Source organism: Coleofasciculus sp. H7-2 (assembly GCF_042747725.1).
Taxonomy (GTDB): domain Bacteria; phylum Cyanobacteriota; class Cyanobacteriia; order Cyanobacteriales; family FACHB-T130; genus FACHB-T130.
In genome coordinates this window covers 1-18,443 of sequence record NZ_JBHZGO010000009.1, presented here as the reverse complement: position 1 = coordinate 18,443, position 18,443 = coordinate 1, and the positions used below count along the sequence as shown (strand labels likewise).

General features: G+C 41.9%; 6 protein-coding genes, 1 tRNA gene, 1 pseudogene and 1 CRISPR repeat array (1 of these 9 running past the window's edge). Of the genes and pseudogenes, 3 read left to right on the top strand and 5 right to left on the bottom strand.

What is annotated here, in order from left to right; genetic code table 11:
* A CRISPR array of direct repeats spans nucleotides 1-13,004; the repeat unit is 37 nt; it reaches 19,105 nt to the left of the window's first position.
* 40 nt (nucleotides 13,005-13,044) lie between these two features.
* The 3 genes from ACFW2W_RS01845 to nadA form a co-directional block, all read right to left on the bottom strand.
* On the bottom strand, nucleotides 13,045-13,740 hold the full coding sequence (locus ACFW2W_RS01845; protein ID WP_378172554.1) for a TIGR04283 family arsenosugar biosynthesis glycosyltransferase: 696 nt from the start codon (nucleotides 13,738-13,740) through the stop codon (nucleotides 13,045-13,047).
* Nucleotides 13,737-14,351, bottom strand: coding sequence for a TIGR04282 family arsenosugar biosynthesis glycosyltransferase (locus tag ACFW2W_RS01840; RefSeq protein WP_378172611.1), 615 nt, complete (start codon nucleotides 14,349-14,351; stop codon nucleotides 13,737-13,739). Before ACFW2W_RS01840 ends, ACFW2W_RS01845 begins: the two co-directional genes overlap by 4 nt.
* Nucleotides 14,352-14,535: 184 nt before the next feature.
* A complete protein-coding gene (nadA, locus tag ACFW2W_RS01835; protein WP_378172551.1) occupies nucleotides 14,536-15,510 on the bottom strand; it encodes a quinolinate synthase NadA in 975 nt (324 codons plus the stop codon).
* A gap of 340 nt (nucleotides 15,511-15,850) precedes the next feature.
* Between nadA and ACFW2W_RS01830 the strand changes: the two genes are divergently transcribed.
* The 3 genes from ACFW2W_RS01830 (at nucleotide 15,851) to ACFW2W_RS01820 (ending at nucleotide 17,489) form a co-directional block, all read left to right on the top strand.
* Nucleotides 15,851-16,786 (top strand): TIGR04168 family protein, encoded by a 936-nt coding sequence (locus ACFW2W_RS01830; RefSeq protein WP_378172548.1) that lies wholly within the window; start codon nucleotides 15,851-15,853, stop codon nucleotides 16,784-16,786.
* Between the two features lie 44 nt (nucleotides 16,787-16,830).
* A tRNA-Ser gene (locus tag ACFW2W_RS01825) sits at nucleotides 16,831-16,915 on the top strand.
* A 112-nt stretch (nucleotides 16,916-17,027) separates the two neighbouring features.
* The gene (locus ACFW2W_RS01820) at nucleotides 17,028-17,489 is read left to right on the top strand and encodes an MgtC/SapB family protein (protein WP_378172545.1); all 462 of its coding nucleotides are present in this window, start codon (nucleotides 17,028-17,030) and stop codon (nucleotides 17,487-17,489) included.
* A gap of 151 nt (nucleotides 17,490-17,640) precedes the next feature.
* On the opposite strand, the gene ACFW2W_RS01815 is transcribed toward ACFW2W_RS01820, so the two are convergent.
* The gene (locus tag ACFW2W_RS01815) at nucleotides 17,641-18,225 is read right to left on the bottom strand and encodes an NADPH-dependent FMN reductase (RefSeq protein WP_378172543.1); all 585 of its coding nucleotides are present in this window, start codon (nucleotides 18,223-18,225) and stop codon (nucleotides 17,641-17,643) included.
* An 82-nt stretch (nucleotides 18,226-18,307) separates the two neighbouring features.
* Nucleotides 18,308-18,443, bottom strand: a pseudogene (locus tag ACFW2W_RS01810) (RNA-guided endonuclease TnpB family protein); the annotation flags it as partial.

Here is an 18,443-nt window from a genome sequence, read left to right as displayed (position 1 = left end):
CAGTTAATGTAAGGTTGAAATTCCCATAAATCCCTATTAGGGATTGAAACAATCCATCATTAACCGCAGCGGCTAATGACTTGAGTTGAAATTCCCATAAATCCCTATTAGGGATTGAAACTGACCAACCTCGCTTAAAGCCGATCTCAGGGAGATGTTGAAATTCCCATAAATCCCTATTAGGGATTGAAACTCTTCATACTTAATGTCTTCTGGTGGATTTTCTGAGGTTGAAATTCCCATAAATCCCTATTAGGGATTGAAACTGTAAGTAATGCAGATATACATGATCTATATATAGTTGAAATTCCCATAAATCCCTATTAGGGATTGAAACAACATCTTCTAACATTACCGGCAACAGCGATGGCTGGTTGAAATTCCCATAAATCCCTATTAGGGATTGAAACCTAGAAAAGGACTGGCTAACGACTACGATCCTGGGGGTTGAAATTCCCATAAATCCCTATTAGGGATTGAAACAGCCTGATGACCAAGCTTTGACAGGCTAGCTATGATGTTGAAATTCCCATAAATCCCTATTAGGAATTGAAACATTCAATATGTATTTACTATTCTCGCTACAACTAGTTGAAATTCCCATAAATCCCTATTAGGGATTGAAACCACGATGAGAATATCGTGAAGAGTGTTATCCGGGGGTTGAAATTCCCATAAATCCCTATTAGGGATTGAAACCTCTGGTCTATGCCCTCCCCATTTGGCGAGGTTGGTTGAAATTCCCATAAATCCCTATTAGGGATTGAAACGGGGCAACAGACCATGAATCCTGAGCTATCCAAGCTGTTGAAATTCCCATAAATCCCTATTAGGGATTGAAACAAATCTAGTCGATCTAATAATTGATCGATTAGATATCCAGGTTGAAATTCCCATAAATCCCTATTAGGGATTGAAACGCTAGAGAAGCTGCCGAATACGCAAAGATGTTAAAGTTGAAATTCCCATAAATCCCTATTAGGGATTGAAACTGGGATAACGAATTCTATAGTCAGACATTCTCGTTGAAATTCCCATAAATCCCTATTAGGGATTGAAACATTAATGTATGTGTTTCTTACATTAGAGAAAAAGTTGAAATTCCCATAAATCCCTATTAGGGATTGAAACTTTGAAGCATTCTACAATGTAGACTCTCTTTGCGTTGAAATTCCCATAAATCCCTATTAGGGATTGAAACAAGTCATCCAGAATGGCAAGATCACTGCAGGCAACCTCACGTTGAAATTCCCATAAATCCCTATTAGGGATTGAAACTTGGACATCCACGGGCTAATATATGACATCTGGCAGGGTTGAAATTCCCATAAATCCCTATTAGGGATTGAAACGACTTACCACTGGCAAACCTTGAGGGGTTTTACAGGTTGAAATTCCCATAAATCCCTATTAGGGATTGAAACCTCAGACACCTTTCGGAGATCCTGAACGACTGCTAGTTTATCCATGTTGAAATTCCCATAAATCCCTATTAGGGATTGAAACGAATAAACGCCAGGTGACTCTGCCAGTACTTACCGAGTTGAAATTCCCATAAATCCCTATTAGGGATTGAAACCGGGTGGGGCTGTGGCTGCGGCTTCTCTGGCTGGGGGTTGAAATTCCCATAAATCCCTATTAGGGATTGAAACCTGGGTCCGGTAGCCTCCCTGTACCGTTACACGTTGGGTTGAAATTCCCATAAATCCCTATTAGGGATTGAAACACTCTGCTTGCTGCTGTTGCTGTTGTTGGGCTGATGGGTTGAAATTCCCATAAATCCCTATTAGGGATTGAAACTCCCGTGACGTACCTCTTCCTCGGAAACATCGCAAGGTACAAAAGTTGAAATTCCCATAAATCCCTATTAGGGATTGAAACAGAGAAGGACTTCTCCTGGTGAAGATAAGGATAATCACGTTGAAATTCCCATAAATCCCTATTAGGGATTGAAACTGAAAATCGTCGACCATCTGCTGACGATTGATTGAGTTGAAATTCCCATAAATCCCTATTAGGGATTGAAACCACTTTCCATACCACCGATTTCTCCCGCGTAACCAGTTGAAATTCCCATAAATCCCTATTAGGGATTGAAACTGTTCAAATACTCCACCAAGATTCGGGAGGTTTGGCGTTGAAATTCCCATAAATCCCTATTAGGGATTGAAACCATATAACCTCGATACTGAATTGGTCCAATATTGGTTGAAATTCCCATAAATCCCTATTAGGGATTGAAACACGGCTTCACCTGATTCACCGGCTAGACCGAGGGCGAGGTTGAAATTCCCATAAATCCCTATTAGGGATTGAAACACATCCAGCACCCCGGATTCATTCAAGATGGAAACGTTGAAATTCCCATAAATCCCTATTAGGGATTGAAACGGGCAAAGATCTATTCGATTACATGACCAGAGGGGTTGAAATTCCCATAAATCCCTATTAGGGATTGAAACGGTTCGGTTCGGGTTGGTTCAGGATTCATGGTCTGTTGAAATTCCCATAAATCCCTATTAGGGATTGAAACACTATAGAAATCTCAGAAATCATAAATCATGATTTGTTGAAATTCCCATAAATCCCTATTAGGGATTGAAACATGAATCCTGAGCTATCCAAACTCGTACTTCATTTGTTGAAATTCCCATAAATCCCTATTAGGGATTGAAACAAGCAGCTTTACTCAAATACCGTGTTGATGTATCCGGTTGAAATTCCCATAAATCCCTATTAGGGATTGAAACGAAGGGGCGAGAAGCGAATGACTAGCCGATTCGGTGTTGAAATTCCCATAAATCCCTATTAGGGATTGAAACATCGGCAATTAAGCACTTCATGTTGTCCTGCTGGAGTTGAAATTCCCATAAATCCCTATTAGGGATTGAAACTGTCTTCGGTGAACCATCCTTTTGGATGATGATGGTTGAAATTCCCATAAATCCCTATTAGGGATTGAAACCAGTGGGTGTTTAGAACGAACTGAAACAACGGTACAGCGTTGAAATTCCCATAAATCCCTATTAGGGATTGAAACAGCTAATTTAGTTGGCTTTTTACCGTATTTTTGATTGTTGAAATTCCCATAAATCCCTATTAGGGATTGAAACATTTAATGAATTAATTGCTTGAGGTGGATGATTCAATGGTTGAAATTCCCATAAATCCCTATTAGGGATTGAAACTTTGCCTGTCCGGTGCTTGAAAGATATCTTCGACAGTTGAAATTCCCATAAATCCCTATTAGGGATTGAAACGATTCTATTTGTATGTTGCTGTGTCATTTCATTTGGTTGAAATTCCCATAAATCCCTATTAGGGATTGAAACTAGCGTACCTCCCTCCAGATATAGGTTTCAACTATGTTGAAATTCCCATAAATCCCTATTAGGGATTGAAACAACATAACTCGCCATACCATAATTAACATCAACCTGTTGAAATTCCCATAAATCCCTATTAGGGATTGAAACACCCCGGATTGTACCAATCAATGCGTAAGACAGAAGTTGAAATTCCCATAAATCCCTATTAGGGATTGAAACTTTAATCAAGCAGCTTGACTGGAAATGCTAGAATTGTTGAAATTCCCATAAATCCCTATTAGGGATTGAAACCAAGAATTTGGCCCCCAGCTCCACAATACTCACAGGTTGAAATTCCCATAAATCCCTATTAGGGATTGAAACGGATAATTAGTGCCTTTTACTTGGATAGTACTTGGTTGAAATTCCCATAAATCCCTATTAGGGATTGAAACCAATTCGGCAACCAAACATTTCGGGCTGCAATGTTTGGTTGAAATTCCCATAAATCCCTATTAGGGATTGAAACAATACTTTCAGAATCTATACCCTTACGGATGTAGGTTGAAATTCCCATAAATCCCTATTAGGGATTGAAACGAGTAGATTAGCATCCCCAACACTATTATAATCGCCGGTTGAAATTCCCATAAATCCCTATTAGGGATTGAAACCTACAGAAGAAGAAATCTGTATCCGGGGGGTTGAGGTTGAAATTCCCATAAATCCCTATTAGGGATTGAAACCAATCCCCGATATTTTCCATCCATTTTAGAGTAGTGAGTTGAAATTCCCATAAATCCCTATTAGGGATTGAAACGCAGCTGCGGTTGCTGCGGTACCTGGCTCGGTTCCGTTGAAATTCCCATAAATCCCTATTAGGGATTGAAACCCGTTGGGCATCCTTATGCCTTTAACAAAAGTAGAGTTGAAATTCCCATAAATCCCTATTAGGGATTGAAACTATAACGGCTATGGTTCGCATTAGGGTTCCTAGTAGGTTGAAATTCCCATAAATCCCTATTAGGGATTGAAACGTGGATGCCTTTATAAAGGCTATCAAATATGAACTGTTGAAATTCCCATAAATCCCTATTAGGGATTGAAACCTTAGGCTGTTGGGCTAAACCGAAGTAACCAGCAACGGGTTGAAATTCCCATAAATCCCTATTAGGGATTGAAACTTCGAGAGCGGCAGGTATTGGTATATTCAAAATCAAGTTGAAATTCCCATAAATCCCTATTAGGGATTGAAACCTAGCAGTGCGTCTTCTGCTCTTATATTCATAATATAGTTGAAATTCCCATAAATCCCTATTAGGGATTGAAACTATCCATCTCTTTTGAAAGCATGACTGACGGCAAGTTGAAATTCCCATAAATCCCTATTAGGGATTGAAACATTTGTGGCAGTCTGTACACCTATCGCCTCTTCGGTTGAAATTCCCATAAATCCCTATTAGGGATTGAAACCCAGAAAGGGCGATCAGTCCATAGCACCTACTGGAAAGAGGTTGAAATTCCCATAAATCCCTATTAGGGATTGAAACCGCTGATTAATCGCTTTTGCCCCATCACATCAATCTCAGGGGTTGAAATTCCCATAAATCCCTATTAGGGATTGAAACTGGTGCCTTGGCATGGTCTATCAGTCCCAGCGCCGTTGAAATTCCCATAAATCCCTATTAGGGATTGAAACTTGCTTTGGATACCCGTTTGAGTAGGGCATTCAAGTTGAAATTCCCATAAATCCCTATTAGGGATTGAAACAATAAGAGAAACGATATCATTTTCAGCGTAGGTAGTTGAAATTCCCATAAATCCCTATTAGGGATTGAAACTAAAAGTGGTCTTAACCCTGGAGCCTGGGGCGAGATGTTGAAATTCCCATAAATCCCTATTAGGGATTGAAACTCTCTCCCTAAGTTTCTGAATGATTTCTAAATTTGGTTGAAATTCCCATAAATCCCTATTAGGGATTGAAACAAAGATTTGCCAAACCTCCCGAACCTTGGTGGAGGTTGAAATTCCCATAAATCCCTATTAGGGATTGAAACTCGGCAAAACATTATCCGGGTTGATGGTGGTATCATCGTTGAAATTCCCATAAATCCCTATTAGGGATTGAAACCGAGGCTGAGTACACTATGATGGCGTGGTATCTGTTGAAATTCCCATAAATCCCTATTAGGGATTGAAACGGAGAATACAGCAAACTACCAGTCTTAAAGACTAGCGTTGAAATTCCCATAAATCCCTATTAGGGATTGAAACGCGATGTCTGGTAACAGTGCCGGTAGTGGCGGAACGGTGGGTTGAAATTCCCATAAATCCCTATTAGGGATTGAAACAACAACTGGCTTAGTCTGACTTCTATCTGTAAGTGTTGAAATTCCCATAAATCCCTATTAGGGATTGAAACTCGACCGACGCCAGGGGCTTCCAAAGTGGGCTGAGCTGATGTTGAAATTCCCATAAATCCCTATTAGGGATTGAAACCGCTGCGTTCATCGTGGATTAGCTCCATAGTTTGTTGAAATTCCCATAAATCCCTATTAGGGATTGAAACAAGTAATAATTTCCCCAACTTCTAGATAAGAAAGTTGAAATTCCCATAAATCCCTATTAGGGATTGAAACAGACACGGTTACGAAAAAAGTCGATTCGATGACCGTTGAAATTCCCATAAATCCCTATTAGGGATTGAAACCATTGAAGACGAACGGTAAATTCAAAAAGCGCGTTGAAATTCCCATAAATCCCTATTAGGGATTGAAACAAATTGCTAATTAATCCGGGGTGTGATAAGCTGGATGTTGAAATTCCCATAAATCCCTATTAGGGATTGAAACGGGCATTGCTAGAATTGATGTGCATAATGAGTTGGGTTGAAATTCCCATAAATCCCTATTAGGGATTGAAACGCGTCGGCTATCCAGGTTTCTAGCGGCACATATAGCGTTGAAATTCCCATAAATCCCTATTAGGGATTGAAACCCCAGCGACCCGTAGGAGCTATTAATCATTATTTTGTTGAAATTCCCATAAATCCCTATTAGGGATTGAAACCTATCCAAGTACTATCCAAGTAGTATCCAAGTAGGTTGAAATTCCCATAAATCCCTATTAGGGATTGAAACAAGCCCGAAGAATATCAGGTATATCGGGACTGCATGTTGAAATTCCCATAAATCCCTATTAGGGATTGAAACTCAAATCCAACTTCTTCGTCTTTATCCGCGGGGGGTTGAAATTCCCATAAATCCCTATTAGGGATTGAAACATATTGAGAATAAGAAAGAAAGAAACAACCACAAGTTGAAATTCCCATAAATCCCTATTAGGGATTGAAACAAAAGAAATCACACCGACCAACAAAATGACCAAGTTGAAATTCCCATAAATCCCTATTAGGGATTGAAACTCGGAACGAGATGATAACGTTGCCCCCTACTACATGTTGAAATTCCCATAAATCCCTATTAGGGATTGAAACAGCTTACCGGCAACCTGAACGAAACTGACGCGAACGCCCAAAGTTGAAATTCCCATAAATCCCTATTAGGGATTGAAACAGTCCACAATGATTACTTCCGATACCACTATCTAAAGTTGAAATTCCCATAAATCCCTATTAGGGATTGAAACTTGGGAATTTTATCAAGTCGTCCAAAAGATTTGTGTTGAAATTCCCATAAATCCCTATTAGGGATTGAAACGGTGCACGAGGGGGCAATGACTTTAGAAGGCGATGTTGAAATTCCCATAAATCCCTATTAGGGATTGAAACGCACCAACAACGCCATAAAATGCCATATTACAAAAGTTGAAATTCCCATAAATCCCTATTAGGGATTGAAACATCCCTTAAGTATTAAAACAAAGATTGCGCATGCGTGCGGTTGAAATTCCCATAAATCCCTATTAGGGATTGAAACTAGATAGCTTTGGCAAACTAGGCAAATCACTCATGTTGAAATTCCCATAAATCCCTAATAGGGATTGAAACGCATTATTGAAATACCTCGTTGTAGTTGATGGGGGTTGAAATTCCCATAAATCCCTATTAGGGATTGAAACTCACCGAAGTTCCATTCTCTCCCACCCTCTTTACAGTTGAAATTCCCATAAATCCCTATTAGGGATTGAAACGAATCGTCCCGTGGTTGAACCCTTTGAACAGGTTGAAATTCCCATAAATCCCTATTAGGGATTGAAACCTTTTGCTTCGGTTTTCTTCGTTTTGATGCTATCAAAGTCAAGTTGAAATTCCCATAAATCCCTATTAGGGATTGAAACGGCATTCTGCACAAACTCGAATGCGAATAATTGGAGTTGAAATTCCCATAAATCCCTATTAGGGATTGAAACTTTGAATCGGGTCAGCGCGACCTAGAGCGCGCTGCCTTTTTAGTTGAAATTCCCATAAATCCCTATTAGGGATTGAAACATTTAAAATATATTTACTATTTTCGCTACAACTAATGTTGAAATTCCCATAAATCCCTATTAGGGATTGAAACTGGCTATTTTCCACGGCTGGCTAGGGCATCAAGTTGAAATTCCCATAAATCCCTATTAGGGATTGAAACCTCCCAATCTGACCCAACACATTTAAAAGTCCAGCGTTGAAATTCCCATAAATCCCTATTAGGGATTGAAACGCCATCATGCAGGAAAGGCTGGTATCCAAAGGAGTTGAAATTCCCATAAATCCCTATTAGGGATTGAAACATCTTATCCAATGAACTAGGAACTGGATTAAAAAGTTGAAATTCCCATAAATCCCTATTAGGGATTGAAACTCGAATCATGCAGATACGCCTTTTTATTCCGCCATCGTTGAAATTCCCATAAATCCCTATTAGGGATTGAAACCGCTATGCCCTCGTGCCTCCGTTTTCTCTGTCGCGTTGAAATTCCCATAAATCCCTATTAGGGATTGAAACGCAGCCGTCGCCCTCAAAAGGATCTTGTACCTGTCGTTGAAATTCCCATAAATCCCTATTAGGGATTGAAACCAAAATCCTCGTATCGCTGCATCACTTCATCCACAGTTGAAATTCCCATAAATCCCTATTAGGGATTGAAACTATGGAAATCCAAAGTGAACCAAGCAACTTTGATAGTTGAAATTCCCATAAATCCCTATTAGGGATTGAAACAAATTTTTACTTTCAAGCTGATGATATTACTTCAAAGTTGAAATTCCCATAAATCCCTATTAGGGATTGAAACTGAAATTTTAGATATATCACCAGTTAATAAGGAGGCTAGTTGAAATTCCCATAAATCCCTATTAGGGATTGAAACCTTTTGCACTGCAACAGGGTGATGCTGCCGTGTTGTTGAAATTCCCATAAATCCCTATTAGGGATTGAAACCCGCGCATCAAACTGGAACCGCTATCAGATGCACAGGTGCGAGTTGAAATTCCCATAAATCCCTATTAGGGATTGAAACTGTATTTAGAAAGCTTTTCATTATTTCATTATTATGTTGAAATTCCCATAAATCCCTATTAGGGATTGAAACAAACGATTACAACGATTTAACGGAATGGGCATACAGGTTGAAATTCCCATAAATCCCTATTAGGGATTGAAACGATGCTCAAGACTTATCCCGTGGAGAATTTAGCCATGTTGAAATTCCCATAAATCCCTATTAGGGATTGAAACAAGAATCCGATCTCTGAGCTGGGAAGCGGGAAAGTTGAAATTCCCATAAATCCCTATTAGGGATTGAAACAAACGGCTGGAGGCGGTGCAGCAGCGGCGATATTGCCGTTGAAATTCCCATAAATCCCTATTAGGGATTGAAACGTAGTCCCGTTTGGCCTTGGTTTTGCGCTTAAAATTGTTGAAATTCCCATAAATCCCTATTAGGGATTGAAACATCCCGACACCTCCAGCCTTAATCGTCCCTACGAAGTTGAAATTCCCATAAATCCCTATTAGGGATTGAAACGCATAGGATAATGGGCACTGGTAGCCCTTGTAGTTGAAATTCCCATAAATCCCTATTAGGGATTGAAACGCAGTAGTATGCCCCTTGTAGCAGCCCAACCGAGTTGAAATTCCCATAAATCCCTATTAGGGATTGAAACATCGGCTTAACCCCAAACCCCTTTCCATGCCACGCAACGTTGAAATTCCCATAAATCCCTATTAGGGATTGAAACAATGTTGACAATTAAGTAGCGCTCGATTTCAACAATCAGGTTGAAATTCCCATAAATCCCTATTAGGGATTGAAACGAAAAGTTCCTCAAAGAAGTTGAATCGGGATACGGTTGAAATTCCCATAAATCCCTATTAGGGATTGAAACCTTACATTTTGGGAGATTCACGGTTGGATAACAGTTGAAATTCCCATAAATCCCTATTAGGGATTGAAACCCGATCGCTGACAGCTCAAGTTGATGAGGATTCGGTTGAAATTCCCATAAATCCCTATTAGGGATTGAAACCAAGCAACTTTTAGTTTGCGGCGAATCTCGCTAATCCACTGCTGTTGAAATTCCCATAAATCCCTATTAGGGATTGAAACTTCAATATGCTTATAAAGTAGAATCTGGGCTATTGTTGAAATTCCCATAAATCCCTATTAGGGATTGAAACTTCATTATAAGTCGCTTGACAAACATAAAGCCTCTCGTTGAAATTCCCATAAATCCCTATTAGGGATTGAAACCTGAGGAACCTTGGTTCCTCGTGCACCTTTATATCCTGCGGTTGAAATTCCCATAAATCCCTATTAGGGATTGAAACGAGAAAACTGACTGTAAAAATCCTCAATGGATACAGTTGAAATTCCCATAAATCCCTATTAGGGATTGAAACGCACGTTTGCCAGGGATGCATGGCCCGTAATCTCGTTGAAATTCCCATAAATCCCTATTAGGGATTGAAACGATTAGGAAATTCATTTTTCAAGGTTCGAGGCGGAGGTTGAAATTCCCATAAATCCCTATTAGGGATTGAAACGTCATGCATAAGAAAGATAGCCGTTACCCGACTTGTTGAAATTCCCATAAATCCCTATTAGGGATTGAAACGATTTGACCGATGAAGAGAAAGCAGATTTAGAAAAGTTGAAATTCCCATAAATCCCTATTAGGGATTGAAACCGGAAACCCTCAACCGGATCGCCCGGAAGGTAGGCTATCCCGAGTTGAAATTCCCATAAATCCCTATTAGGGATTGAAACGGGCACTGATAGGAGGGCAGATCGGGATCGTCGAAAAAGTTGAAATTCCCATAAATCCCTATTAGGGATTGAAACAGAAACCAGCGGCACGAAGCCTCAGAAACTCAACGTTGAAATTTCCATAAATCCCTATTAGGGATTGAAACGAAACCCAGCCGGTTGCAGCATGATCCAGCGCCTCCAGTTGAAATTCCCATAAATCCCTATTAGGGATTGAAACTCGGCAGAACATCTATAAATAGAGCAATTTGCCGAAAATGGTTGAAATTCCCATAAATCCCTATTAGGGATTGAAACATAGTTCTCAAGGCTTTGATTCCAATTACTATTTTGTTGAAATTCCCATAAATCCCTATTAGGGATTGAAACGGCTTAAAGCGATTGAAGTCACTCGTGAAAAAGTAAAGTTGAAATTCCCATAAATCCCTATTAGGGATTGAAACCAGACACATCAATCTCAGGGATTATGGCGATATAGGGGTTGAAATTCCCATAAATCCCTATTAGGGATTGAAACAAGAGATTGGATTTGAGTAAAGCAGCTTGACTGAAGTTGAAATTCCCATAAATCCCTATTAGGGATTGAAACGAAATTAAGCATCAGCTTTCACCACTAATTAACGAGTTGAAATTCCCATAAATCCCTATTAGGGATTGAAACTCCTGTGGGCGGCGGCGGATAAGCAGCGGGGCCACAGTTGAAATTCCCATAAATCCCTATTAGGGATTGAAACCTAGACACGCCGTGGCTTTTATTGTGTATGACGTTGTTGAAATTCCCATAAATCCCTATTAGGGATTGAAACCCCGATAACGACGACTGGACGAAAAAATATGACAAGTTGAAATTCCCATAAATCCCTATTAGGGATTGAAACATGATTGGGATATCTCCGCTACGTGATACGTCGAGTTGAAATTCCCATAAATCCCTATTAGGGATTGAAACATCCCATCTCTAACGTCGTACCCGCTTTTGACGAGTTGAAATTCCCATAAATCCCTATTAGGGATTGAAACTTAGAACCCTTCATCGTCAATCAGTTTGTCGAGTTGAAATTCCCATAAATCCCTATTAGGGATTGAAACATTGTCATTCAATTACTCCTTTAAAAGAACCCCGGATAGAGTTGAAATTCCCATAAATCCCTATTAGGGATTGAAACTTTTTGGTTGCACATTAGAAAATAATTCACAAATAGTTGAAATTCCCATAAATCCCTATTAGGGATTGAAACCTTTTTTGTCCTTGGAGCAAATCTCTCGATTAAGTTGAAATTCCCATAAATCCCTATTAGGGATTGAAACGTAGTTGCGATGAGGATAACGAACCCATAGCTTGGTTGAAATTCCCATAAATCCCTATTAGGGATTGAAACCGGAGTGTCTTGGTGTGGGCGAAATATTATCAGATGTTGAAATTCCCATAAATCCCTATTAGGGATTGAAACACTACCTTACTGTATCCCACGGCAATTTTTGTCGTGGGTAAAGTTGAAATTCCCATAAATCCCTATTAGGGATTGAAACCACATTAGGAATGTAAATAGTGTTTGCTTTAGCGTTGAAATTCCCATAAATCCCTATTAGGGATTGAAACTTTACAGCATTCAACTTATCGGAAGCAACAGATGCGAAGTTGAAATTCCCATAAATCCCTATTAGGGATTGAAACAGGGAAATTTGCAAAGGGGATCTCTGGCACTCTTTGGTTGAAATTCCCATAAATCCCTATTAGGGATTGAAACTTCAACAAGTTGAAAATCAACATCTTTTAGAGAGCCGCTGTTGAAATTCCCATAAATCCCTATTAGGGATTGAAACATATTGAGCGAAACCTAAACATTTTAGAATCAGAATGCAGTTGAAATTCCCATAAATCCCTATTAGGGATTGAAACGCTGCTTTTTTTCCCAGAATTATTTCTGCATATTCACGAGGTTGAAATTCCCATAAATCCCTATTAGGGATTGAAACCAATTCCTACCGCCCCCTTACCTTTTCTTAATAACTTGTTGAAATTCCCATAAATCCCTATTAGGGATTGAAACGAGATTCACTATCCCGGAGGTAAAGCACCCTTCCAAGTTGAAATTCCCATAAATCCCTATTAGGGATTGAAACCCGTATTGCACGAATAATCTCCTTAATTGTTGAGTCAGTTGAAATTCCCATAAATCCCTATTAGGGATTGAAACGCAGCGTATAGGAACCCTTGAAGCTCCTATAGTTGAAATTCCCATAAATCCCTATTAGGGATTGAAACAAAAAAATCCACCGGTGATTTGGGTGACCTAAAATGTTGAAATTCCCATAAATCCCTATTAGGGATTGAAACGAGATAAGCCCGGATTACAGCAATATCAATTTTGCGGGTTGAAATTCCCATAAATCCCTATTAGGGATTGAAACCATAGCTGTAGCGGCATTACCGTACATCGATTGTAGTTGAAATTCCCATAAATCCCTTTATCGGAATTAAAAAAAATATGTATATTAATAAAGTTTTAGATAAATTGTCTACTCACTTCTTAAGACGATAAAATTTAACCAGTCGAGATGGGGAAATTCCTAATAAATAGCCAAGAATTACTATCTGATTAATCAGGGTAGTTTTCAGCACCCCAAGTTTCTGCCAGCGACGGGCTGAAGTCAGTACCGGAGTGGGGACAATGGCAATTCGCCCCAAGCGTTTCAGACAACGTATAAATTCAAAATCTTCCATAATCGGCAGATCGGGAAAACCCCCAACATCCTGAAATACAGAAGCTTTTAAGAAGATAGCTTGGTCGCCGTAGGGTAGGGAAAAAAAGCGCGATCGCCAATTTGCCATCTTTTCAACTAGACGTAGCGATCGCATTGGAGAATCAATTGTTAGTTCAAAGGCACCCGCAACGGTTCCAGACTGCGCTAGTGTCAGGGAAACTAATTTCTCAAACCCAGCCGGTAAAGAGGTATCGGCATGGAGAAATAGCAAGATATCTCCTGTAGCAGCAGTTGCACCCGCGTTCATTTGGCAGGCACGTCCAGCGGTGGAAGACACAACTGGAATACCCCAGGATTTCACTAGGGCGACAGTTTCATTCTGACTCCCCCCATCCACCACAATTACTTCCACATTTTCGACATTCTGAACACTCGCTAACGTTGACTTAATTCTGTCAGCGGCTTCATTCAAAACGGGAATAATGATGGAAATTCTAGCGCTTGTGTGACTCAAAACTCAAAACTCGTAACTTTTGCCAGATCCTCTGGACGGTCAACATCAGCCAGAGAAGGAAGATAAGCAACAGCCAAACCAAGAGAGATAGCGATCGCTACCGTTTTTTCTCGCACCTCCGAAGTTCCCCAGTTGATTCCCGCAAACAATTCTGGAATCACCCGCCGCAACCCAATTAAATAATAGCCGCCGTCCGTCGCCGGTCCCAAAACCAAGTCATGACCGTTTAGCTGCTCAAACGCTTGCGCCATTATCTTCGCATCCAAACCAGGGCAATCGGTGCCGACGATCGCCACGCCCTCCATCCCAGCTGCAAAAGCCGTTTGAAACGCCGACTTCATCCGCTGTCCCAAATCGCCCTCATCCTGCGGCTGATAGATGATATCAGTTCCCAACCAGTCTTGCATTAAATGCTGGTTGCCGCCAGTAAAATAAACTTCCACTCTTGTTGCGCGATCGCTTTGCAGTTCCCTCGCCTGCAAGAGTGTATGTTCCGTCATCTGGCGATGAAGATTTGCAGCGCCATTCTCCCCCAGAACCGGAATTAGCCGAGTCTTTGCCTTTCCTGGCTCTGGATAGCGAGTAAAAACGATCAAGCACTCTCTATTCATCGCCACTAAATCGTTCCTAATTCATCGTTCATCGTTGCTTGTTATACCAAATCCGGTTGATTACCCGCAATCAAGAGGAATCCCAACAGAGCGAGCCTGCGCTTCCGGCTCCCCTCCCTGCAAGCGGGGAGGGGCTGGGGGTGGGGTTCTTTTCTCTCAGGTTTCCTTCCCAACCCAACATTGGCTAAGCGCTCATCTCTAACATCCGCTGAATTGGACGCAGCGCTGCCACTCGCGTTTCTTCTGCTAAAGTAATTTCCGGTGCCCGATTTTTCATCGCTAAATACAGCTTCTCCAGAGTATTTAACCGCATATGAGGACACTCATTGCAAGCACAGTTGTTCATTGGCGGCGCTGGAATAAAGTGTTTGTTAGGTGACTGCTTCTGCATTTGATGAATAATTCCCGGCTCAGTCGCCACAATAAATACCTGAGTGGAACTTGCTTGAGAATACTTCAGCAGTGCTGAAGTAGAACCGATGTAATTGGCATGGCGCAATACCGACGTTTCGCACTCTGGATGGGCAATGACTTCAGCTTCTGGATGTTCAATTTTTAGCTGGACAATCTTCTTTTCAGAGAAAGTTTCATGCACCATACAGCTACCTTGCCACAGCACCAAATCTCGCCCCGCTTGTTCCATTACATATCGTCCCAAATTCCGATCTGGGGCAAATATAATTGGTTGGTCTTCTGGAATCTGAAGAACCAGTTTAACTGCGTTGGAACTGGTGCAAATAATGTCGCTCATCGCTTTAATTTCGGCAGAGCAATTGATATAAGAAACTACTATATGACCGGGATGAGCCGCCTTAAATTTAGCAAAAGCATCCGCAGGACAACTATCTGCCAAAGAGCAACCGGCGTTGAGATCGGGTAAGAGTACCAACTTATCGGGGTTGAGAATTTTGGCAGTTTCCGCCATAAAGTGAACCCCCGCAAAGACGATGACATCCGCATTTGTGTTGGCTGCTTTCCGGGAAAGCTCTAAGGAATCTCCGATATAATCCGCTACATCCTGAATATCAGGATCTTGATAGTAATGGGCAAGAATAACCGCATTTAATTCTTTTTTGAGGGCACTTATCGCCTCAAATAGATCGTGAGGTAGCGCGGCGGTCTGAGTAAAATTACGTTGGGGGAGCGTATTAGTAAACATAGTGATAATTTTTCTAGAGAATCAAGTCGTTAGGCGTGTAATCAGTAATTATAGTTGTTTTTACCAAAACTTGTGGGGAAGTCATTTCAGAGAAAATTTTTGGTTCCCAAGGCGGGGAAACCCCGCTCCTACCGGGTGGGAACGAGGATATAGCAATCCTAAATGATTTGCACTCTCCCTGTAGAGACGCGATAACCCTTGTCTCTACGCTAAGGCGAATACTCGCGCACAACTTAAATAGGATTGCTATATATTGACAAAAAAAGGAGTTACTCCAGAGGATACTACGAAAACAGGCGATGCTTTTTTATGCTGGAGAAAGACTGACGAGGAAGATAGGATGAGCAATCAGAGGAACCTGGAAAAACCAATCAAAATTGCGGTTGTTGGCGATATTCACGACCAGTGGGACAGTGATGATGAAATTGCCCTGAAGCATCTGGGTGTTGACCTAGTGCTGTTTGTGGGGGATTTTGGCAATGAGTCGGTGGAGGTGGTAAGAGCGATCGCATCTCTCGATCTTCCCAAAGCGGCAATAATGGGCAACCACGACGCTTGGTACAGCGCCTCAGATTGGGGGAGAAGTCGGTGTCCCTACGACCGCGAGAAAGAAGACCGGGTGCAACAACAGCTGGATTTGCTGGGAGAAACCCATGTCGGCTACGATTCGCTTGATTTTCCCGCACTAAATTTAACAGTAGTCGGGAGTCGTCCTTTTAGCTGGGGTGGAGAAGTCTGGAAAAATGCCCAGTTCTATGAACAACGGTACAAAGTGAGGAATTTTGAGGAGTCAACCGCCCGAATTGTCTCAGCGGCTCAGAATGCTGCTTCTGAAACGATTATTTTTATGGGTCACAATGGACCTGTCGGGTTAGGCGATCGCGCAGAAGACCCCTGTGGCAAAGATTGGCATCCCATCGGTGGCGACTATGGCGATCCGGATTTTGCAGATGCGATCGCCCAAACTCGTGACGGAGGTAAAATCATTCCCCTCGTCACTTTCGGTCATATGCACCACGGGATGCGCCACACCAAGAAACAGTTGCGAACCCCTGTGTATGTCAGCTCAGAGGGAACAGTTTACTTAAATTCAGCAAGCGTACCTCGGATTATCCTAACGGAAACGAACCGCCTGCATAATTTCTCCCTCGTTTCCCTGCAAGCTGGTGTCGTCTCCCAAGTCTCCCTAATTTGGGTTGGTAAAGACTTCACCATTGCATCCGAGCAGATTCTTTACCATCGCACCGAGCCAGTAATACAACCAGTTTTAAGTTAGTAGTAACAAGCTCCACAACCTTGATATGATAAAAAAACACATCTGGAGAGGTGGCAGAGTGGTCGATTGCGTCCGACTTGAAATCGGATGAACCGAAAGGTTCCGGGAGTTCGAATCCCCCCCTCTCCGTTAGCTAAAAAAAGGGGAATGGTTGCGATCGCAACCGTTGCGCTTTGATTCATCTGCATAAACCAGCTTGTAAACTAGACTGGTTGAAATATTCGTTTTTAGTAGCACAACATTGTCACAAACCTACGTGCTTTCTCCCAATGATGGCTTAGGCATTCTCTTAAGGCTATGCCTTGCTTTGCTGGTTGGGGCGGTTATCGGCTTAGAGCGGCAACTTAAGCACAAGCCAGCTGGTTTAAGAACCCATATGTTAGTAAGTTTGGGTTCAGCATTCTTTGTTCTCGTGCCCCTCCAGATAGGTACGGCTCAAGAAAGCGCTGAGGCTCTTGGCAGAGTCATTCAGGGCATTACAGCCGGGGTTGGTTTTTTAGGCGCTGGAGAAATTTTACGCGAGTCTCAGCAGGAATCAAAAACAGGTGTTAAAGTTCGCGGACTCACCTCTGCTGCGGCTACTTGGGTTTCCGCTGCTTTGGGAATTGCTGCTGGGTGTGGGTTGTGGCAAATGAGCTTAATTGGCGCTTTGCTGTGTTTGGTGGTTTTGAGAGCTTTTAAAAGGTTAGAGCCTCATAGCTAGTTCTTTTATCAAGTTTGGGCTTAGCAAATAAGCGATCGCTTCCCGTGCCCTATCAGGACTTACGCAAAGCTTATATATATAGCCTTTTGTAGGGGCAATCCCCCTGTGGTTGCCCTCAGATGTCGCGCAAGTTGCGTAAGTCCTGCCTATTTCACCCGTTCAACTTTGCCACGAAGGTAGCGACTTTTTCTCCTAACTTCTCAATAGACTTTTGCTGTTTGGGATCTTTCATCGTACCGTCAGGATTAAATATCTCAAAAGCCTTTGGCACAGCTACCTGATCCGGAAGAACGATGACTCTGATATTCCCCAGGATTGAGCGCAGGTGGACTAAACAGCGTAAACCGCCCAATCCTCCCGGTGAGGTACTCATGATCGCCGCCACCTTGTCTGCAAAAGCCACTAGCGGGGGTTCCTCCGGCGCTGATGGACGTGATGCCCAATCAATGGCATTTTTCAAAACGGCTGTAATTGAGCTATTGTACTCCGGAGAAGCGATGAGAAGTCCCTGATGTTCGATCATCAGCTGTTTAAACTTCCGCGCATTTTCAGGCATTCCCTCGCTTGCTTCCAGATCCCCATCGTATAGCGGCATCGGCAGATCGCGCAGATCCAAGTATGTCACCTCAGCTCCCGCTATCCGCGCTCCGTTCGCCGCAACTTGTACCAGCTTTTTATTGTACGAATCGGTGCGGGTGCTACCGGCAAATGCCAAGATTTTAGAGGTGTAAGCCATAGGTGCAAATCTGTTTTCGTGCTACTTCTATCTCTGGTTGTTGACATCCTCCCCGACCTAAAAGGTACGGGGATTCCAAGAATCACTTCTCAGACTTTTCTGCTTCAATGCAACTGCCATCAGACTTATGCCTATCCGGTCTTACGTTCGCTCCACAGACTTTCACCGCAAGCCCTGCGGCGAGTATGTTATGTGCGGCATTCACATCCCGGTCATGG

What these genes read in the sequence shown, in the direction of transcription:
- nadA (WP_378172551.1), bottom strand. Translation starts at nt 15,510, where the DNA reads ATGTTTACTAATACGCTCCCCCAACGTAATTTTACTCAGACCGCCGCG.
- ACFW2W_RS01840 (WP_378172611.1), bottom strand. Translation starts at nt 14,351, where the DNA reads ATGAATAGAGAGTGCTTGATCGTTTTTACTCGCTATCCAGAGCCAGGA.
- ACFW2W_RS01830 (WP_378172548.1), top strand. Translation starts at nt 15,851, where the DNA reads ATGAGCAATCAGAGGAACCTGGAAAAACCAATCAAAATTGCGGTTGTT.
- ACFW2W_RS01815 (WP_378172543.1), bottom strand. Translation starts at nt 18,225, where the DNA reads ATGGCTTACACCTCTAAAATCTTGGCATTTGCCGGTAGCACCCGCACC.